Annotated in this window: 18 protein-coding genes and 1 pseudogene; 11 read left to right on the top strand and 8 right to left on the bottom strand. The window is 70.9% G+C overall.

The window, feature by feature from the left end; all coding sequences use genetic code 11:
• The 3 genes from ACWDO5_RS14715 to ACWDO5_RS14705 all read right to left on the bottom strand — a co-directional run.
• On the bottom strand, positions 1-1,488 hold a 1,488-nt coding region (locus tag ACWDO5_RS14715), incomplete at its 3' end, for a DEAD/DEAH box helicase (RefSeq protein WP_450530650.1).
• 37 nt (positions 1,489-1,525) lie between these two features.
• Positions 1,526-1,852 (bottom strand): hypothetical protein, encoded by a 327-nt coding sequence (locus ACWDO5_RS14710; RefSeq protein WP_450530649.1) that lies wholly within the window; start codon positions 1,850-1,852, stop codon positions 1,526-1,528.
• 97 nt (positions 1,853-1,949) lie between these two features.
• Positions 1,950-2,753, bottom strand: a complete 804-nt coding sequence (locus ACWDO5_RS14705) for a class I SAM-dependent methyltransferase (RefSeq protein ID WP_450530648.1) — start codon at positions 2,751-2,753, stop codon at positions 1,950-1,952.
• Positions 2,754-3,092: 339 nt separating this feature from the next.
• Here ACWDO5_RS14705 and rpsA point away from each other — a divergent pair, with 339 nt between their 5' ends.
• The 4 genes from rpsA (at position 3,093) to ACWDO5_RS14685 (ending at position 6,810) form a co-directional block, all read left to right on the top strand.
• Positions 3,093-4,601 carry a 30S ribosomal protein S1 gene (gene rpsA / locus ACWDO5_RS14700; protein WP_398988003.1) on the top strand — a complete coding sequence of 503 codons (1,509 nt, stop codon included), beginning with the start codon at positions 3,093-3,095 and terminating at the stop codon, positions 4,599-4,601.
• Between the two features lie 174 nt (positions 4,602-4,775).
• Entirely contained in the window at positions 4,776-5,714 is a 939-nt protein-coding gene (locus ACWDO5_RS14695; protein WP_450530647.1) for a PAC2 family protein, read from the top strand.
• A gap of 22 nt (positions 5,715-5,736) precedes the next feature.
• Entirely contained in the window at positions 5,737-6,351 is a 615-nt protein-coding gene (gene coaE, locus ACWDO5_RS14690) for a dephospho-CoA kinase (RefSeq protein WP_450530646.1), read from the top strand.
• Positions 6,352-6,441: 90 nt separating this feature from the next.
• Complete coding sequence (locus ACWDO5_RS14685) at positions 6,442-6,810, top strand: tetratricopeptide repeat protein (protein ID WP_450530645.1); 369 nt, start codon at positions 6,442-6,444, stop codon at positions 6,808-6,810.
• A 50-nt stretch (positions 6,811-6,860) separates the two neighbouring features.
• Here ACWDO5_RS14685 and ACWDO5_RS14680 read toward each other — a convergent pair whose 3' ends face one another.
• On the bottom strand, positions 6,861-7,142 hold the full coding sequence (locus ACWDO5_RS14680; RefSeq protein ID WP_450530644.1) for a DUF6343 family protein: 282 nt from the start codon (positions 7,140-7,142) through the stop codon (positions 6,861-6,863).
• A gap of 273 nt (positions 7,143-7,415) precedes the next feature.
• Between ACWDO5_RS14680 and ACWDO5_RS14675 the strand changes: the two are divergent.
• From ACWDO5_RS14675 to ACWDO5_RS14655, 5 genes and pseudogenes are all read left to right on the top strand, one after another.
• Positions 7,416-7,890 (top strand): annotated as a pseudogene (locus tag ACWDO5_RS14675) (acyltransferase domain-containing protein).
• 125 nt (positions 7,891-8,015) lie between these two features.
• Positions 8,016-8,456 (top strand): DoxX family protein, encoded by a 441-nt coding sequence (locus tag ACWDO5_RS14670; RefSeq protein ID WP_450530643.1) that lies wholly within the window; start codon positions 8,016-8,018, stop codon positions 8,454-8,456.
• A gap of 249 nt (positions 8,457-8,705) precedes the next feature.
• Positions 8,706-9,653 (top strand): SPFH domain-containing protein, encoded by a 948-nt coding sequence (locus ACWDO5_RS14665; RefSeq protein WP_450530642.1) that lies wholly within the window; start codon positions 8,706-8,708, stop codon positions 9,651-9,653.
• Positions 9,654-9,792: 139 nt separating this feature from the next.
• Entirely contained in the window at positions 9,793-12,663 is a 2,871-nt protein-coding gene (locus ACWDO5_RS14660; protein WP_450530653.1) for a DEAD/DEAH box helicase, read from the top strand.
• On the top strand, positions 12,660-13,907 hold the full coding sequence (locus tag ACWDO5_RS14655) for an SWIM zinc finger family protein (RefSeq protein ID WP_450530641.1): 1,248 nt from the start codon (positions 12,660-12,662) through the stop codon (positions 13,905-13,907). Before ACWDO5_RS14660 ends, ACWDO5_RS14655 begins: the two co-directional genes overlap by 4 nt.
• 155 nt (positions 13,908-14,062) lie before the next feature.
• Here ACWDO5_RS14655 and ACWDO5_RS14650 read toward each other — a convergent pair whose 3' ends face one another.
• Entirely contained in the window at positions 14,063-15,961 is a 1,899-nt protein-coding gene (locus tag ACWDO5_RS14650) for an ABC transporter substrate-binding protein (RefSeq protein ID WP_450530640.1), read from the bottom strand.
• On the bottom strand, positions 15,949-16,449 hold the full coding sequence (locus ACWDO5_RS14645) for a DUF3574 domain-containing protein (protein ID WP_450530639.1): 501 nt from the start codon (positions 16,447-16,449) through the stop codon (positions 15,949-15,951). The genes ACWDO5_RS14650 and ACWDO5_RS14645 overlap by 13 nt, the downstream gene beginning before the upstream one ends.
• A gap of 339 nt (positions 16,450-16,788) precedes the next feature.
• On the opposite strand from ACWDO5_RS14645, the gene ACWDO5_RS14640 reads away from it, so the two are divergent.
• Complete coding sequence (locus ACWDO5_RS14640; RefSeq protein ID WP_450530638.1) at positions 16,789-17,433, top strand: chaplin; 645 nt, start codon at positions 16,789-16,791, stop codon at positions 17,431-17,433.
• On the opposite strand, the gene ACWDO5_RS14635 is transcribed toward ACWDO5_RS14640, so the two are convergent.
• Positions 17,430-18,113: a DUF2293 domain-containing protein gene (locus ACWDO5_RS14635; protein WP_450530637.1), complete on the bottom strand. Its 684-nt coding sequence runs from the start codon at positions 18,111-18,113 to the stop codon at positions 17,430-17,432. The genes ACWDO5_RS14640 and ACWDO5_RS14635 overlap by 4 nt on opposite strands.
• Before the next feature lie 35 nt (positions 18,114-18,148).
• Between ACWDO5_RS14635 and ACWDO5_RS14630 the strand changes: the two genes are divergently transcribed.
• Positions 18,149-19,135, top strand: a complete 987-nt coding sequence (locus tag ACWDO5_RS14630) for a D-2-hydroxyacid dehydrogenase family protein (RefSeq protein WP_450530636.1) — start codon at positions 18,149-18,151, stop codon at positions 19,133-19,135.
• Here the strand turns inward: ACWDO5_RS14630 and ACWDO5_RS14625 are convergent.
• Positions 19,104-19,499, bottom strand: coding sequence for a hypothetical protein (locus ACWDO5_RS14625; RefSeq protein WP_450530635.1), 396 nt, complete (start codon positions 19,497-19,499; stop codon positions 19,104-19,106). The two genes, ACWDO5_RS14630 and ACWDO5_RS14625, sit on opposite strands and share 32 nt — an antisense overlap.
• Between the last annotated feature and the right edge of the window lie 155 nt (positions 19,500-19,654).

Here is a 19,654-nt window from a genome sequence, read left to right as displayed (position 1 = left end):
GGCTCCGGCCGCCGAGGCGGCCAGCCGGCCCGCCTCCGCCCTCCAGCGCCCCGCATACGCGTCGCCACCCCGGCGGGCCGTACGCCAGGCCGCGGCCAGGTCGTCCCCGTACTCCCGAGGCGGCTCCTCGCTGAGCAGGGCCACCACCTCGGCGGCCCGGTGCGCACCCACCTCGTGCGCGCCGTCCAGTAGCGCCCGCGCCAGCCGTGGATGCAGGCCCAACCGGGCCATCCGTACGCCCCGTTCGGTCGCCCGGCCCGCCGCGTCCACCGCGCCGACCGCGGACAGTACCGAGCGCGCCGCGGCCAGCGCACCGGCCGGGGGCGGATCGAGCAGCGCGAGACCCGAGGCCGTCGGATCGCCCCAGCAAGCCGCCTGCAGGGCGAACGCCGTCAGGTCAGCGACCTTGATCTCGGGCGACGGAAACCGCACCAGCCTGGCGTCCTCCGCCTCGGACCAGCAGCGGTACACCATGCCGGGAGCCTCCCGGCCGGCTCGTCCCGCCCGCTGCCGCGCCGCCGCCTGTGAAGCCCGCACCGTGGTCAACGCGCTCAGGCCTCGGGCGTGATCGGTGCGCGGCTCGCGCGCGAGACCCGCGTCCACGACGACCCGTACGCCCGGCACGGTCAGCGACGACTCGGCGACCGACGTCGCGAGCACGACCCGGCGCCCGGGACCCCCGGACAGCACCGCGTCCTGCACCGCCGCGGGTGCGCGCCCGTGGACCTGGAGGACCTCCGCCTCCACATTCCCCAACTGGCCCGCCACCCGGGCGATTTCACCGACCCCGGGCAGAAAACACAGCACATCGCCCGTGCGCTCGGCGAGCGCACGGCGCACCACAGCGGCCACATGGGTCAGCAGCGCCGGGTCGACCCGCATCCCGTGCGGCGGCCGCACCGGCCGCGCGGGAGGGGCCCACACCACATCCACCGGATGCGCCACGCCCTGCGCCTGAACCACCGGCGCATCGCCGAGCAGCCGCGCCCAGCCCTGCGCGTCCGTGGTCGCCGAGGCAGCCACCAGTCGCAGCTCGGGGCGCAGCGCGGCCCGTACATCCAGCAGAAACGCGGCCACCGTGTCCGCGTCCAGATGCCGCTCATGACACTCGTCGAGGATCACCACATCGACCCCGGCCAGCTCCTGGTCGCGCTGCAGCCGCTGCAGCAGCACACCGGTGGTCACCACCTCCACCACCGTGCCGCGCCCCACCACGCGCTCCCCGCGCACGGTGAAGCCGACCTTCCCGCCGACCTTCTCGCCCAGCAGCCACGCCATCCGCCTGGCCGCGGCCCGCGCCGCGATCCGCCGCGGCTCGGCGACCACGACGCGAGCGCCGCGCTCGGCGAGGGCCAGCGGCACGAGGGTGGTCTTGCCGGTTCCGGGCGGCGCGCACAGCACGGCGCACCCGTGCTCGTCCAGCGCCCGCTCCAGGGCGGGCAGGGCGGAGCGTACGGGGAGGCTGCCGAGGGCTTCGTCGCGGATCACCGCCCCAGTGTCGCAAGAGTGCTGAGGCCGAAGCCGCCTACGAGGGGAAGGTCTTGTCGCAAGCCTTGCAGATCATGCGGTTCTTCCAGGAGGCCAGCTTGACCCGCTGGCGGGACGCGGTCGACTCCGCCGAGATCAGCCCGCCGACCCCGACGGCGATGGCGAGCAGCCCGCCCGGCCAGCTGCCGGTGACCAGCAGCGCGATCCCGCCGGCGACGAGGACGAGCCACCACCGCCACTGCGCCTCGGCCGCCACGGGCGGGGCGTAGCCCTTGCTGCGCGGGGCGTCCGGGGACATCCCGCCGTAGAAGACGCTCAGCCTCTCCACCGCCTCGCTCTTTCCGCACTCCGGGCAGACGTGCATGCGAACCCCCCCGATGGGAACGGCAGTCCGACGTACGAGTGCGTGAGTTCTTCCCCGGCCTTGAGGCGAACATGCCCGGGGTATCGCCGCTGGGCGCTCAGTCGCGCTCGCAGACGAAGATCGCTGTCCCCGGGATCAGATTCCCGCGCAGCGGGGACCAGCCGCCCCACTCCTGGCGATTCCAGGCAGGCCACTCGGGCTCGACGAGATCCACCAGCCGGAAACCGCCGGCCACCACGTCCCGTACCCGGTCGCCGATCGTCCGGTGGTGCTCCACGTACACCGCACGACCCGCCTCGTCCTGCTCGACGTAGGGAGTGCGGTCGAAGTACGAGGCGGCCACCGAAAGACCCTCGGGACCCGGCTCGTCGGGGAACGCCCAGCGGATCGGGTGGGTGACCGAGAAGACCCACCGCCCGCCCGGCCGCAGCACACGCCGCACTTCGCGGAAGACCTTCACCGGGTCCGCGACGAAGGGCACCGCCCCGTACGCCGAGCACGCGATGTCGAACGAGCCGTCCAGGAAGGGCAGCGCCCCCGCATCCGCCTCGACCAGCGGGACGTCATCGCCGATCCGCAGCGCGTGCTGGAGCTGCCGGTGGGAGAGGTCCAGGGCCACCGGGCGCGCGCCCTGCGCGGCCAGCCAGCGCGAACACTGCGCGGCGCCCGCGCCGATCTCCAGGACGTCGAGCCCCTTCAGTGAACCGGCCGGACCCAGCAGCCCCGCCTCCGCCTCGTCGAGCCCTTCCGGGCCCCACACGAAGCGGTCGTCGCCCAGGAACGCGCCGTGTTCGGTCTGATACTCATCGGCGTTCCGGTCCCACCAGCCGCGGCTGGCGCGGCTGCTCTCCGAGTCGCCGGCGTTACGGCGGGTGGCTTCCGGCTCGAAATCTTGGAACATCGTCACCGTCGTTGTAGTTTGCGCTCAGCGCGGCCAATGGCGGCCATTGTGGCCTCGGCAAACATTAGTTGTGCCGGGTATGGGGCGTTCCGCCCTGGGTGTGCGCCTTCGCGCATTGACCGTGTCCGGCTGCCCCCGTATGCTACAAGTTGCGCTGCGGGCCTGCGCGCCTCAGACAGAGCAGGTCGCGCTCGCATCTGTATGTATGTCCCCTCGGTTCACGAGGCGTCACCTTCTCTGGGCGGCGCTTCCTAGGCTGGCCGGCTTCTACAGCTGCGATACGGGCTCTCGGCGTAGCAGTACCTACGACTCAATGTCCGTACCGGAGCCCTTTCCCACATGACGAGCAGCACCGAGACCACCGCCACCACTCCGCAGGTAGCGGTCAACGACATCGGTAACGAGGAAGCTTTCCTCGCCGCGATCGACGAGACGATCAAGTACTTCAACGACGGCGACATCGTCGACGGCGTCATCGTGAAGGTCGACCGGGACGAGGTCCTGCTCGACATCGGTTACAAGACCGAAGGTGTTATCCCGAGCCGCGAGCTCTCGATCAAGCACGACGTCGACCCGAACGAGGTCGTCAAGGTCGGCGACGAGATCGAGGCCCTGGTTCTCCAGAAGGAGGACAAGGAAGGCCGCCTGATCCTCTCGAAGAAGCGCGCTCAGTACGAGCGTGCCTGGGGCACCATCGAGAAGATCAAGGAAGAGGACGGCATCGTCACCGGCACCGTCATCGAGGTGGTCAAGGGTGGTCTCATCCTCGACATCGGCCTCCGTGGCTTCCTGCCGGCATCTCTCGTCGAGATGCGCCGTGTCCGCGACCTCCAGCCCTACGTGGGCAAGGAGCTCGAGGCGAAGATCATCGAGCTGGACAAGAACCGCAACAACGTGGTCCTGTCCCGCCGCGCCTGGCTCGAGCAGACCCAGTCCGAGGTTCGCCAGACGTTCCTCACCACCCTGCAGAAGGGTCAGGTCCGCTCCGGCGTCGTCTCCTCGATCGTCAACTTCGGTGCCTTCGTGGACCTGGGTGGCGTCGACGGTCTCGTCCACGTCTCCGAGCTCTCCTGGAAGCACATCGACCACCCCTCCGAGGTTGTCGAGGTCGGCCAGGAAGTCACCGTCGAGGTTCTCGACGTCGACATGGACCGCGAGCGCGTCTCCCTGTCGCTCAAGGCGACGCAGGAAGACCCGTGGCAGCAGTTCGCCCGGACCCACCAGATCGGTCAGGTCGTCCCGGGTAAGGTCACCAAGCTCGTTCCGTTCGGTGCGTTCGTGCGCGTCGACGAGGGCATCGAGGGTCTGGTCCACATCTCCGAGCTGGCCGAGCGCCACGTGGAGATCCCGGAGCAGGTCGTCCAGGTCAACGACGAGATCTTCGTCAAGGTCATCGACATCGACCTCGAGCGCCGTCGCATCAGCCTCTCGCTGAAGCAGGCCAACGAGTCTTTCGGTGCCGACCCGGCCTCGGTCGAGTTCGACCCGACGCTGTACGGCATGGCCGCGTCCTACGACGACCAGGGGAACTACATCTACCCCGAGGGCTTCGACCCGGAGACCAACGACTGGCTCGAGGGCTTCGAGACCCAGCGCGAGGCGTGGGAGGGCCAGTACGCCGAGGCGCAGCAGCGCTTCGAGCAGCACCAGGCCCAGGTCATCAAGTCCCGCGAGGCCGACGAGGCCGCTGCTGCCGAGGGCGCTGCCGCCCCGGCCGCCGGTGGCAACGCCGGTGCGGGTGTCACGGGTGGTTCGTACTCCTCGGAGTCGGACGACAACTCCGGCGCCCTGGCGTCGGACGAGGCCCTGGCTGCCCTGCGCGAGAAGCTGGCCGGCGGCCAGAGCTGACGCTCCGACCCCAGCTGGTAACTAGCTGAAAGTAAGGCCCGCTCCCCCTGGGGAGCGGGCCTTACTGCGTTACTGCGAACTGAGCCTCCCCTTCGATGTGTTCATCGCGTGAGGCGGGAATGCCCGTGAGTCACCAGGCGTTCTTCTGTACGAACACGAGGAGGAGCGGTAATCGTGCTTGATCCGCAGGGTTTGTACGAATGGGAGCCGAAGGGCCTCGCCGTCGTCGACATGGCGCTTGCGCAGGAATCGGCCGGCCTGGTCATGCTGTACCACTTCGACGGATACATCGACGCGGGTGAGACCGGCGAGCAGATTGTCGACAGCCTGCTCGAAACGCTGCCCCACCAGGTGGTAGCCCGCTTCGACCACGACCGGCTGGTGGACTACCGCGCCCGCCGTCCGCTGCTGACCTTCCGCCGCGACCGCTGGAGCGCCTACGAGACGCCGACGCTGGATGTCCGGCTGGTCCAGGACGGCACAGGCGCGCCGTTCCTGCTGCTGGCGGGCCCCGAGCCGGACGTCGAGTGGGAGCGCTTCGCCGCCGCCGTCAGCCAGATCGTCGAGCGGCTCGGAGTGCGGCTCGCGGTCAACTTCCACGGCATTCCGATGGGCGTCCCGCACACCCGCCCCGTCGGCCTCACCCCGCACGGCAACCGCACAGACCTCATGCCGGGCCACCGCAGTCCCTTCGACGAGGCGCAGGTGCCGGGCAGCGCGGAGTCGCTGATCGAGTACCGCCTGATGGAGTCGGGGCACGACGTCCTCGGCGTCGCCGTGCATGTGCCGCACTATGTCGCACGCTCCTCCTACCCCGACGCCGCGCTGACCGCCCTGGAGGCGATCACGGCCGCGACGGGCCTCGTCCTGCCGGGCATCGCGCATTCGTTGCGTACGGAGGCGCACCGCACCCAGACCGAGATCGACCGGCAGATCGGCGAGGGCGACGAGGAGTTGGTGGCGCTGGTGCAGGGCCTTGAGCACCAGTACGACGCGGTGGCGGGCGCCGAGACCAGGGGCAGTCTGGTCGCGGAGCCGGTGGACCTGCCGTCCGCCGACGAGATCGGCCGCGAATTTGAACGCTTCCTCGCCGAGCGGGAGGGTGACGCATAGCCCGCTCACGTAGGCTGCGGCCATGCTGAAGGTGGGCCTGACCGGCGGGATCGGTGCCGGCAAGAGCGAAGTCTCCCGTCTCCTCGAGTCGTACGGAGCAGTGCTGATCGACGCCGACAAGATCGCTCGCGAGGTTGTCGAGCCCAGTACGCCCGGACTCGAGGCCGTGGTCGAGGCCTTCGGCCCGGAGATCCTCAGCCCGGATGGCACCCTGGACCGTCCCAAGCTCGGCTCGATCGTTTTCGCCGACACAGACCGCCTGGCGACGCTCAACTCGATCGTCCACCCGCTGGTCGGGGCGCGTTCCATGGAGCTGGAGAAAGCCGCAGGACCGGACGCCGTTGTGATCCACGACGTACCGCTGCTCACCGAGAACAACCTGGCGCCCCTGTACGACGAGGTGGTCGTCGTCGACGCCTCGCCCGAGACGCAGCTGGACCGACTGGTACGACTGCGCGGAATGGCGGAGTCCGAGGCGCGTGCGCGGATGGCGGCCCAGGCCACGCGCGAGCAGCGGCGGGCCATCGCCGATCTGGTCATCGACAACGACGGGCCGCTGGAGGATCTGGAGCCGCAGGTCCGCAAGGTCTGGGCGGAGCTGACCCAGCGCGCCGCAGCGCAGCCCGGCTCCCGTTAGGGCAGCCCGGCTCCCGCGTCAGGAGGCTTGATCGGAATACCGTTGCCGGAGGCGGTGTTGGAACCGGGAAGCAAGGGGAAGGATGCGACCGTGCCCAAGAGCAATCCGGAGACGCACGTCATCGACTTTCGCGCGGCCGAGCAGTTGCTGGCCGCGAGGGATCCGCGCGGCGCCGTGAAGCTGCTGGACTCGGTGATAGCGGACCACCCCGAAAACACCGCGGCCCGGCTGCTGCGTGCCCGCGCCTTCTTCGCCGCTGCCCAACTGCGCCCGGCCGAGCTCGAATTCGAGCTCGTCCTGGAGCGCGAGCCGGACAACGCCTTCGCCCACTTCGCACTGGCCCGCACCTTCGAGCGGGCCGGCCGTCCGGAACAGGCCAAGCGCCATTTCCGCCTGGCGGCGGCGCTGGACCCGAAGCCGGAGTATGTAAAGGCCGCGCGCTTCGACGCGCAGGCCTGAGATTCGGGGCCTGACGTTCGAGGCCTGATCTTGCGCAATCCGCTGGCGCTCTAGCGACCGGGGCGCGGACCGCGGCCGCCGTGGTCCGGTTCGTACGGCGGGATGTCGCGGCCCGGCTGGTAGTGCGGCCCCTGGTGGATGTGCCGCAGGACCATGAACAGGTCGACGGTGACGATCAGCAGCAGCACCCCGCACGCCGCCGCCCAGCCGGGCCGCGCCGCGAGGGCGAAGGCCGCCGTGCCCGTTCCGGCCCAGATCAGGCCCCATACACTCAGCCAGAGCCGCAGTCGCAGGGGACTGCGTGCAGTTGTCGGTTCACTCCCAGTGCGCATGGCAATGCATCTCCTACTACAGGATGCACCCGTATCCCCTCCCCGTTCCCGTAACCGAGCCGTTCCCGTAACCGAGCCGATGCCGACGTCGAGGAGCCGAGCAGTGGACAAGCAGCGATTCGGCCGAGGGCGCGGTGCCGGCCGAGGATCTGGGTCTGCAGACCGGCCGTGTCACGGCGAGTAACGGCGAACCGGTGCATCCGTACGACCGATATCCGCACAACTGATCCGGACATCCCGGTTATCCGGGACGGTGAGGGGGAGGAGTCGCTGGTGACAACGGAGTTGGTGGAGCTGCCGGAGGCGGACGAGCTGGCCGAGGCGCTGCTGGACCTGGCCGTGCCGCACGAGGACATCAACGAACTCCTGGCGCTGCGGGGCCGGATGACGGCGGACCCCGGGCTGCGCCGACTGCTGGAGAGGGGCGTCCAGGAGATGCTCCAGGACATGGGCAGGATCGGCGGAGGCGGGGAACTGCCGCGGATGCCCGATGGCTCGGGCGCGCCGGCCCGCTGCTTCCCGGTGTACGTCTTCGTCGCGGCCCTCCCGTACGTACGGGCATACCACCGGGAGCGTTCCGTGCCGGACGACGTCTCTCGTTACACGCTGGCCGACCAGCTTTGTGTTCGGCGATCCGGAACTGCAGCTCGACGCCCTGCCGCGCCGTACGACGCTGGAGCGCGCGATCGGCGACCATCTGCGGGCAGGCCGCCATTGGTACTCCGGCCACGGCTGGTTCGAGCTCTGAACGCCGGGCCGGACAAGGAGAAGTTGAAGTTTTTGAAGTCGGGGCACGGGGGGCGATGAGTCCGGTGGCGCCTCCCGGTCTATCTCTGCGAAAGCACTACGGAATGCTTACCGGAGGAGACCACGATGTCCGCAACGACCGCCGCCGCCGCTCCCACGACCGCCGCCACCGGAACCTCCCTGGGCCGCCGCTCGCACCTGGCCGTGCGTATGCTCCAGATCGTGCTCGCGGTGTTCATGGGCATCGCGAGCGCCGCGCCCAAGCTCCTCGGCCACTCCTCCGCGGCGGAGTCCTTCGACAAGATCGGCTTCGGCGACTGGTTCATGTATCTGACGGGCGGCCTGGAGCTGGCCGGCGCGATCGCGCTGGTGATCCCGATTCTCTCCGGGCTTTCGGCGCTCGCCTTCATGGGCCTGATGATCGGCGCCTTCATCACTCAGGTGACGGTGTTCGACGGCCAGTACGCGATCACGCCGGTCATCCTCTTCGTCGTCTTCGGCGGGATCGCCTGGGTGCGGCGCAATCACACGGCGGAGCTGGTCACTCTCGTACGCAAGCGCCTCTAGCGGCATGGGGTGGGCTCGGCTGGGCCCGGTCGGTCGGCTCGGTCTGGCTTCAGACGGCTCGGCCCGCTCGGCCCGCTCAGGGAAGGCCGCCCCCGGGGTGCGGCCTTCCTCCGTTCCGCCGGGGCCGGGCGGGCGCTGTCGACCGGGCGGCACGGCTACGCCCGAGACAGCGCTTGAGTCTCGCCCCAGGGGGCATACCGGGCATACCGTGGTATTTGACATCCACCTCGGACGGTAGGGGGTGCCCTGATGATCGAGGAGCTGGTGACTGCGGGTGTGGTGGCCGCGTCCGGCTTTGGGGCGTATGTAGTGGCGGCCGCCAAAGTGGTCAAGCAGTACGAGCGAGGTGTGGTCTTCCGCCTCGGCCGGTTGCGCAATGACGTGCGCGGACCCGGCTTCACCATGATCGTGCCGTTCGTGGACCGGCTGCGTAAGGTGAATATGCAGATCGTGACCATGCCGGTGCCCGCGCAGGACGGCATCACCCGGGACAACGTGACAGTGCGGGTCGACGCGGTGATCTATTTCAAGGTCGTCGATGCCGCCGATGCTGTGGTGCAGGTGGAGGATTACCGGTTCGCGGTTTCGCAGATGGCGCAGACGTCGTTGCGGTCGATCATCGGCAAGAGCGATCTTGATGATCTGCTGTCGAACCGCGAAAAGCTCAACCAGGGGCTGGAGTTGATGATCGACAGTCCGGCGATCGGATGGGGCGTGCAGATCGACCGGGTGGAGATCAAGGATGTCTCGCTGCCCGAGGCCATGAAGCGGTCGATGGCGCGGCAGGCGGAGGCGGACCGTGAGCGGCGGGCCCGGGTCATCAACGCGGACGCCGAGCTTCAGGCATCGAAGAAGCTGGCGGAGGCTGCCGGGGTGATGTCGGAACAGCCCGCGGCGCTTCAGCTGCGGCTGCTCCAGACCGTGGTAGCGGTCGCGGCGGAGAAGAACTCGACCCTGGTGCTGCCCTTCCCGGTGGAGCTGCTGCGGTTCCTGGAACGGGCGGCTCAGCAGCCCGGGCAGCCGCAGGTGCACGAGTCGCACGCCGGTTCACGGGCCGTGGATCCGCAGGCCGGGTCCCAGCCGCCACAAGTGGAGCCGCCGTCACCGTCACAGCCCTCACGGGCACCCGCGCAGGCACCGTCACCACCGCAGGCTGTCCCGCCGCTCTCGCCGCCATCGGTGCCTCCTGCGGCCTGAAGACCGTCGCCGCAGGTCGCGAGGTGCTCGGGCGGATGTCGCAGCACATTGTCAGACCCCACCCGTAAGGTCGTAGATCCAGTACTTCGGTACATCCGCATACGACCCGTGGGTGGGAGGTGACCCTGTGACGTCCGACATGCTGCGCCTGCGGGAGACGCTGCACACGTGTGCCGCGGTCTTCATTCCGGCGCCGCTGCCGCGTGAGGGCCGGGTCGCCTTCTGGGATCCGGACGGCGACCGGCTCCGGGGCGCGAGCGGCGAGCTGAGCGGTTGGCTCACCGTCGTAGGCCGCGACGGCACAGGCGCGGGCGCAGACACAGGCGCGGGCACCGACGCGGGTGTCCGCAGCCGCACCGTCCCCGCCCTGCTGCTGCCGGTCGCCGATGCCGTACCGCTGCTGACCCGCGCCCGCCATCACCCCGCCGCGCACCCCGCCGCGGCCTGCTGGGGCGCGGCAGCACTGCACGCCGTCCATCTGGTGGCGCGCGGCAGGCTGCTGCCCGGACTGACCGCGGCCGATCATGACGCGTGGCGCGCGGGCCCCCTGGACGCGGACGACATTGCCCAGCTGCGGGCCATCGCCGCCGCCATGCCGTACGAGGCGCATGCCGTCCCCGTCCCGGACCTGCGGCCGTTGCAGCTGCCCGACCCCGAGACGCTGGTGAGGTCGTTCTTCGACGCGGTGGCCGACACCCTGCCGCGTACGCCGGCTGCCGCGTACGCCGCGGGGGCGCCGTTCGCGGCCGCTTCCGCCCAGCATCTGCCCGGGGCGAGGGAGTGGGCGGCGGAGGCCGCGGCGGGCATGGACGCGGGGGTGCGGATCTCGCTGCGCCTCGACCTGTCCGCGTTCGAGCTCTTCGACATCGGGGAGGAAGACGGGGCCGAGCGCAACGCCGGGGCGGCCCTCGTCCAGGTGCACAGCCTCGCCGATCCGACGCTGGTCATCGACGCCGCCCGGCTGTGGGCGGGCGACGGGGACGAGCATTTCGGGCCGCGCGCCCGGATCGACGCGGTGCTGGCGATGCGCCGCGCGGCCCGGGTCTGGCCGCCGCTCGCCGGCCTCCTTGAGCGGGACGTGCCCGATGTGCTGCCGCTCACCGAGGACGATCTGTACGAGCTGCTGGGACCGGGGGCGGCACGGCTGGCGGCGGCCGGGGTGGCCGTGCACTGGCCGAAGGAGCTCGCCCGTACGCTCTCGGCCGCCGCGGTCGTACGGCCCGCGCCCGGCTCGGCGACGGACGGCACCCCCTTCTTCGACAGCGACAAACTGCTCAAGTTCAACTGGCAGCTGGCGCTCGACGGCGATCCGCTGACCGAGCGCGAGATGGACGCGCTGGCCGAGTCGCACCGACCGATCGTGCGGCTGCGGGACCAGTGGGTCGTGGTCGACCCCGATCTCGTACGCAAGGCGCGCAAGCGGGAGTTGGGGCTGCTGCAGCCCGTCGACGCCCTGGCGGTGGCGCTGACCGGCACGGCGGACGTGGACGGCGAGACGGTGGAGGCGGTGCCGACGGGCGCGCTGGCCACCCTGCGCGACCGGCTCACGGCGGCCTCCACCCCGGTCGCACCCCCACCTGCCCTCGCCGCCACGCTGCGCGACTACCAGCTGCGGGGCCTCGCCTGGCTCGACCTGATGACCTCGCTCGGGCTCGGCGGCTGCCTCGCGGACGACATGGGCCTCGGCAAGACGGTCACGGTGATCGCCCTCCACCTCCACCGCGACCGCACCGCCCCGACGCTGGTCGTCTGCCCCGCCTCCCTGCTCGGCAACTGGCAGCGGGAGATCGCCCGCTTCGCCCCCGGCGTGCCGGTGCGCCGCTTCCACGGCGCCGACCGCACCCTGCCGGAGCTCGACGGCGGCTTCGTCCTCACCACCTACGGCACGATGCGTACCAGCGCGGACCGGCTGGCCGCGCACACCTGGGGGATGGTCGTCGCCGACGAGGCGCAGCACGTCAAGAACCCGTTCTCGGCGACCGCCAAAGCCCTGCGCACCATCCCCACCCCGGCCAGGGTCGCGCTGACCGGCACGCCCGTCGAGAACAACCTCTCCGAGCTGTGGGCGCTGCTGGACTGGACGACCCCAGGACTGCTCGGCCCGCTGAAGGCCTTCCGCTCCCGCCACGCACGCCTCGTGGAGAACGGCGAGGACGAGGAAGCGGTCGAGCGGCTGTCCCGGCTGGTCCGCCCCTTCCTGCTGCGTCGCAAGAAGTCCGACCCGGGCATCGTGCCCGAGCTGCCGCCGAAGACGGAGTCCGACCATCCCGTGGCGCTCACCCGGGAGCAGGCCTCACTGTACGAAGCGGTCGTACGGGAGGCGATGGCGGCGATCGAGGGCGCGGAGGGCATCGCGCGGCGCGGGCTTGTGATGAAGCTGCTGACCGGACTCAAGCAGATCTGCAACCACCCCGCGCAGTATTTGAAAGAGCACAGCCTGAAGGAGCACAGTGCGGGGGACGGCACCGCGCGGCTGGCCGGCCGCTCCGGCAAGCTCGCACTCCTCGACGAACTCCTCGAGACGATCCTGTCCGAGGACGGCTCGGTCCTGATCTTCACCCAGTACGTCTCCATGGCCCGCCTGCTCTCGGCGCACCTCACGTCCCGTGCGATCGGGTCCCAACTCCTCCACGGGGGAACGCCGGTGGCGGAGCGCGAGCACATGGTGGACCGCTTCCAGTCCGGCGAGATCCCGGTCTTCGTGCTCTCCCTCAAGGCGGCCGGCACCGGCCTGAACCTGACCCGGGCGGGCCATGTCGTGCACTTCGACCGCTGGTGGAATCCGGCGGTGGAGGAGCAGGCGACGGACCGGGCGTACCGCATCGGCCAGACACAGCCGGTGCAGGTCCACCGGCTGATCGCGGAGGGCACGGTGGAGGACCGGATCGCCGACATGCTCGCGTCCAAGCGGGCACTGGCCGATGCGGTCCTCGGCTCCGGGGAGGCGGCCCTGACCGAGCTGACCGACCGCGAGCTGGCCGACCTCGTCTCGCTGCGGAGGCCGTCATGACACCGCGCACGCCTTCCCGTCACGACGACCGCCGGCGGACGTTCCCGGCCCTGGAGCCCCTCACGGGCGAGGAGTTCGCGTCCAGCTGGTGGGGCAACGCCTGGGTGGAGGCGCTGGAGGACACCGCGCTGGACCGGGCGCGGCTGACCCGGGGCCGTGCGTACGCGAACCGCGGCCATGTCGACGCGATCACGGTCACGCCGGGCCGGGTCATGGCGTACGTCCACGGCACCAGACCCCGCCCGTACCGCACGGAGATCCGCCTCCGTACGCTCACCGACGACGACTGGGACGACTTCCTGGCCGCGGCGGCGGCCCGCCCCGACCACATCGCGGCGCTGCTCGACAAGGACGTACCGCATGCGTTGGCAGCCGTGGCGGACCTCCTGCCCGCGCCCGGCGACCTGATCCCCGACTGCTCCTGCCCGGACGACGGTTACCCCTGCAAGCACGCGGCCGCGCTCTGCTACCAAACGGCCAGGATGCTCGACGAGGACCCGTTCGTGCTGTTCCTGATGCGCGGCCGCGGTGAACGCGAAATCCTCGCCGACCTCTCCCATCGCAACGCGACCCGGTCGGCGGCCGAGCGGACCAGCGCCGCGACCGCCGCGCGCCTGCCGACGGTCCCGGCCGGCGAGGCCCTCGCGCCACGCACGCTCCCGGCTCTCCCGCCCCCGTTCCCCGCGCCCAGCCACCCGGGCCGCCCCCCGGCCTACCCCCACACGCCCGACGCGCCCGACCCCCTCGCCCTCGACCTCCTTGCCACCGAGGCGGCCACCCGCGCCCACACCCTCCTCACCACCGGCGCCGACCCCACCGCGCAGCTGACCCAGTGGCAGGACGCGGTCCGGCTTGCCGCCGCCCACCCCGGCTCGGGCCTGACCGCCTCCACTCGGGCCCTCTACCGCGACCTCGCCGCCGCCACCGACCACACCCCCACGGACCTGGCCCGCGCGGTGGCGGCCTGGCGGCAGGGCGGACGCGAGGCCCTCGCCGTACTCGAAGAGCCCTGGGACCCGCCCGCGGGCCCCTTCGACCGCGCCCGCCCGGCCCTGATCGCCGCCGACTTCCCCCACTTCCGCCCCTGGCGCAACCACCTCTCCACCCGCTCCCTCCAACTCCGCTTCGGCCGCGACGGCCTCTGGTACGGCTATGAATCGGACCCGGACCGCGAGGACTGGTGGCCCCGCGGCACCCCCGACGCCGACCCGGTGGGCGCACTCACGGCACTGCTGGGCAGGTGACCGCCCAGTCTCCCTGCTCAGGCCACTTCGGCAGCCAGGGCGGCTGAGGCGGGAGAGCGGTGCCCACTGGGCCCTGGGGGCATGGGGGCCTTTGGGGGCTAGCTGCAGGAGGCCGCGAACCCGCACTCCTTAAGCCTTCCTGCCTCACATGGGTTTCATCTCCCGCTCCGCTCCGGATCCGGGCACCACGCGTTCTCGCGCGACGTGCCCCAGAGCCCGCAGAAGCCGACCTGGACGGGCGGCTTCGCCCCGTCGACGCGCTGGACCGAGATGAGCTTGTCCAGCGGGATCTGCTGGTCAACGACGCCGCCGAAGTCGATGCGCCCGCTCTCCCCGTCCAGGGCGGCGCCCCCGTGGATGCTGCTGAGCGCGTGCCACACGGCGGGCGGGGTGAGCGGCAGTTGGGGCGCGGTGTCCTGGAGCCGGCCGACCGCCTTCAGATACAGGTTGACTGCGTCGAAGGCGAGCGCCGCGTGTCCGTCGAGCGAGGTGCTCTTCACCTGTTCGCACTCCTCGGGGAACAGCCGCTTCATCGTGCTGTAGAGATCGCTGTCGTCCTCGCAGGACGCCGTCCCGCGCGTGAAGTCCAGGAATTCGTAAGGCACTCTGGGGTACGCGCCGCGCCGTGTGGGATCGGCCGCGAGCCGTGCCACGTCGTCGCCGCCGAGGAAGGTCGGCGGGCTGGAGCCGCAGGAGTTGTTGGACGACGAGAGGACGGTCTCGAAGTCCTCCGAACGTCCCGCGAAGAACACCAGCCCGTCATACCCGCAGGCCTTCTCGCCCACGGCCTGAGCCCCGGGGTACCCGGAGGTGCCGGCGGGGGTGGGCGATGGCTTGTAGCCCTGCTTCTCGACCGTGAAACCGTCGGCGCCGAAGGACTTGGCGGCGTCGTCGCGCAGGTTCTTGCTGTACTCGTCGGCCGGATCGGCGGAGTAGACGATCCGCACCGCGCGCTGCAGCTTCCCCTTCTCTGCCAGGTAAGAGGCGTACGCTGCGGCGACCTCCGCCTCCCTCCGGTTCTGCGGCGACACTTGGTAGTAGAGGGGCGAGTGGTCGTCGAGGGAGTCCGCTGACAGGGTCGTGGCCACCATCGGGAGACCGACGCGCGTCAGTTCGCCGATGGTTGTGATCGTCGCTTTGCGGCTCTGGTCGAGCCCGGTGACGCCGACAACGGTCCGGTCGGTGCGCATCATCCGCTCGATCGTGGCGACGACCTCGGGACCGTAGCGCATTCCGGAACCGGCGCTGGCCGGGTAGATCCGCAGGACGGGATCGGAGTCCCCCCGCTTGTCGAGCTGCCGCCGCTGGGCGCTTGCCGCGCCTTGCAGGGCCTCCCGTGCGTACGAGAGGGCGCTGGACGCCTGCCCCTTGCCGGGGCTGCTGAGGAGTGCCGACAGGTGCACCAGCGTCACCACGGGCCGCCGGGGGGCGTCGCGGTGGATCTCGTCGGCCTCGTCGTTCTGCCGGTCGATCGTGGCGAGGGTCTGCTTAAGGCGCTCGTCCGCGGCGCCGAAGGCGTAGCCGTGAGGGGCGACGCCCACGCACTCGCCGGTCGCTGCCTGCCGCTCCAGGGTGTCCGCGTCCGGATGGGACCGGCTCAGGTCGCAGTGCCCCTGCTGCCACTGCTGTTCGGCGTTGATCGCGTAGGCGGCCGCTGCGCCGAGCAACGCGAGCGCGAGGGCGGTGGCGGCGATGGTCACTCCACGGCGGGCCCAGGCCGCCGGCCGGTCCGTGGTGAACCGGCCGGCCATGCCGGCCTGTTCCTTGTGCTGCTCGTAGTCGCGGTCGTTGGCTGACAGCGGCGGACCCACCTGGATGGGCAGATACCAGAGGTCGGCCGTACGACGGCCCCGCGCGTCCTGGAGCTTGTGCTTCCAGACCTCGTACAGATCCTCGGTCAGCCCCCGCACTCTCCGGTGGCTGTGCTCGGTGCGCCTGCTGCTGACGACGACCAGCAGCGGATCGAAGGCGCCGGTATCGTTCCGTACCTCGATGAGCGAGCGGACCAGCTCCCGGCCGCGGTTGTCGGAGCTTACGCCCTTCAGGAACGCCACGCAGTAGGCGGTACGGCGAGCAGCGCGACGCCGCCAGATACGGCGCCAGTCACCGAGTCCTGGGCGTACGCCGCGACGTAGGCCTCGCGGATCCGCTCGATCTGCCGGTCGCGTAGGTGTGCCTCCGCGGCCGGGTAGAGCAGGATCAGCTCGTACGAACGCTCCCGCTCGATGGTGCCGTTGGAGTCCCGCCACTGTCCGCGGCCGTCCTGGACTGTCAGCCCGGACGGGAAGCTCGGCGTGACACTCCGGTCGATGAACGCCATGAACTGCCGGTCGGTCACATCGGGCCCGCCGTCCGGACGCTCTGTGCCGAAGAACAGCCGCGTCTCGATGTACGCCGCACCACGCGCCGCCGCGGACGGGGCCCTCGGTGCCTTCGTCTGTTCACTGCCGAGCGCGGCGGTGGAGGCGGGCGCGCCCACTGCCAGTACGGCAACGGTGGCACCGGCGACGGCCAGGAGAGTGCGCTGCTTCAAGGTGGGCACGGGGAGCGAGTCCTTCCATCGGGGTCTTCAGGGGCTGCGGGGGCCGCAGGGCGGCCGCCACGTGCGTTGCGACTCCGCCAGGGGGCCACGAAACAGTGCGCCGGGGCGCCGAATTCGTCTGGAGACAACCCGCACGAGCGCATCCCTCGATGCAGCGCCGCAAGGGCCGCCGGATCCAGGACTACGACGGCTAGGGAGCCGGCTGCGGGCACGAAGGCCCGTTCGACAAGCCGCACACACGAAAGAGTGAAAGGTGTATGTGCCATAACCCTATTGGCCTCATGACGTTATTCCGGTGCGGGCGAGTGCCCGTGAACGTCTCTTGAAGGCAGGGAACCCATGAGGCAGGTTCACCGAAAGGGTCTGGCCACCGTGATGCTCACGGGTGGCGCGCTCGCCATGGCAGGCAACGCGCACGCCGACTCGAACGCGGATGGCGGTGCGGCCCGTTCGCCGGGACTGCTGGCCGGTAACACGGTGCAGCTTCCCGTGAACGTCCCGGTCAATGTGTGCGGCAACACGGTCAATGTCGTCGGACTGCTCAACCCGGCGGCCGGAAACTCCTGCACCAACGCCGGTCAGGGCGGTGGTGGTTCGCAGGCCGGGTCCTCCGGCGCCACCGCCGAAAGTGGCGGAAAGGATTCGCCCGGTGTCCTGTCCGGCAACAGGGTTCAGGTCCCCGTCGATATTCCCGTCAACGTCACCGGGAACTCCGTGAACATCGTCGGCATCGGGAACGCCGCAGTCGGCAACTCCTCATCCAACGCCCCCGGCAAGCCGCCCGTCCGGCCGCGGCCCGCCACCCCGCCGAGGGCCGTAACGCCGCCGCAGCACGAGACACCCGGCTCCGACGTGGCCCTCGCCCACACCGGTGCCGGACCGGTCGCGTACGCCGTGCCCGCCGGCGCCGCGATGCTGCTCGGCGGCATCGTGCTCTACCGCCGCTCCCGGCCCGCCCAGGAGTCGGTTCGCCGCTCCTCCTAGTCCGGGCGCTCGGCCCAGTCCTGGCGCTCTGCCCAGGCGCGCCAGGACGCGAGCACTCCCTCGATCACCGCCGCCACCCGCGTACGTGCCTCGTGGCGGGCGACCCCGGCCATCAGCAGGGCGTCGTACTCCGTATCGAGATGCCGTACGGACGCCCGCACCGCGGCCGTCACCGCGCCCACCTCCATGGAGCGGCCCGCCGCGGTGCGGCCCACCCGGCCGCTGCCGCGCACCGAGGCGTGCGCCGCGACGTCCTGGGCGCGGGCGGGCGGACAGCCGGGGAACAGCCGCAGGATCTCGGCGGTGAGGCCTGCGGTGAACCGCACGTCCTCGGCCGCCCTGCGTAGCGCGTCCCTCTCGCGGCGGCGGGCCCGCGCGTCCGCGTCCGCCAGGCACGCCGACTCGGCCCGGGCCAGCGCCGCCCCCTCGACGAGCAGCCCCTGGCGTTCGTACCGCTTGCGGCGGCGGTTGAAGCGGACCACCACCGCGCACAGCGAACTCGCCTCGCGGGCGCGGCGGGTGAGCGCCGCACTGCCCCGCGGCAGATACACCAGGTGGGCAAGGTCCGCGCAGACCAGACAGACCGGGGCGTTGAACTCCAGCAGATGCAGCGGAAGAGGCCCCTTACGGCACTCCGCGCAGTGCCGCTCCTTCAGTGGTTCGATCACCACCAGGTCCATGCCCGGAGGGTACCCACCAGGTACGCTCCGCTCCCATGACGCTACTGCACTGTGCCGTGCTCGATGACTACCAGGGCGTCGCGCTCTCCATGGCGGACTGGCCGGCCCTCGCGCCCGAGGTCGAAGTCCGGTCGGTGCAAAGCCACTTCACGTCCGAGGACGAGGTGGCCGAAGCCGTCGGCGACTGCGAGATCCTGGTCGCGATGCGCGAACGGACCCCCTTCCCCGGATCGCTGTTCGCTCGCCTGCCGCGCCTCAAGCTGCTGATCACCTCCGGTATGCGCAATGCCTCCATTGACCTCGAAGCAGCGGCCCGGCACGGCGTCACCGTCTGCGGCACCGCCAGCAACTCCGAACCGCCCGTCGAGCTGACCTGGGCGCTCATCCTCGGTCTGGCCCGCCATGTGGTGCGGGAGGGCTCGGCATTCCACCAGAACGGCCCCTGGCAGTCCACGGTCGGCGCCGATCTTCACGGCCGCCGGCTCGCCCTCATCGGCCTCGGCAAGATTGGTGCGAAAGTCGCCCGCGTCGGCCAGGCCTTCGGCATGGAGGTGATCGCCTGGAGCCAGAACCTCGACAACGACCGGGCCGCCGAGCACGGAGTCGTACGCGCGTACTCCCTCGGGGAGTTGCTCGAAGCCGGCGACTTCGTCTCCGTACATCTGCAGCTCAGCCACCGCACCCGCGGTCTGATCGGGGCGAGCGAGCTCAAGCGGATGCGGCGCACCGCATATCTCGTCAACACCTCGCGGGCCGCGATCGTCGACCAGGCCGCGCTCGTACAGGCCCTGCACGACGGGTGGATCGCCGGAGCGGGATCCGATGTCTTCGAGAACGAGCCGCTGCCCGTCGGCGACCCGCTGCGCACCGCGCCGAACTTCCTCGGCCTGCCGCACCTCGGCTATGTCACCCGGCGCAATTACGAGGGATACTTTCAGCAGGCCGTCGAGGACATCGCCGCGTATCTCGCCGGCCGGCCGATGCGTACGCTCAGCGCACGCCCGGCGCAGCCGCCCCGATGAGCTCGGACAGCGTCTCGCGGGCCTGCTCCGAACGCTGCGACCGGTCCGCCTCGTCCGGCGCCTCGTGCATGCAGTTGGTCACCTCGAAGGCGGACGCGGCCGGCTCCAGCGCCTGGACGTCGTCACAGACCAACTGGACGCGGATCAGCGCCTGATGGGCCGCCGAGCGCAGCTGGTACGAGTCGATGCGGGCCTCCTCCGCGACCGCGCTGCCCGGTGACTCCTGCGCCCGGTGCCAGCGGCCGTTCTGGCCGCGCCGGTAGTCGACGAGCGCGCCCGCGAAGGCGCTGTACGCGGAGATCCGCTCCTGGCGCAACTGTTCGGCACGGGTGAGGGCAGCGGTGCGCTCCGCGGTCTGCCGCAAAGGAAGAAGTGGGTGGCCACCGAGCCCAGCAGGGTGCCTATGACCGCGATGACGAGCACTGGGTCACTGGCGGTATCCACTCAGGAAGCTGCCGATGCGGCGGACTGCGGCGTCGAGTTCGTCAGCGTACGGGACGGGCCTGCGTATCGCGTACC

It is taken from the genome of Streptomyces sp. NPDC000880, assembly GCF_053599675.1.
This window is presented reverse-complemented; position numbering and strand designations above follow the sequence as displayed.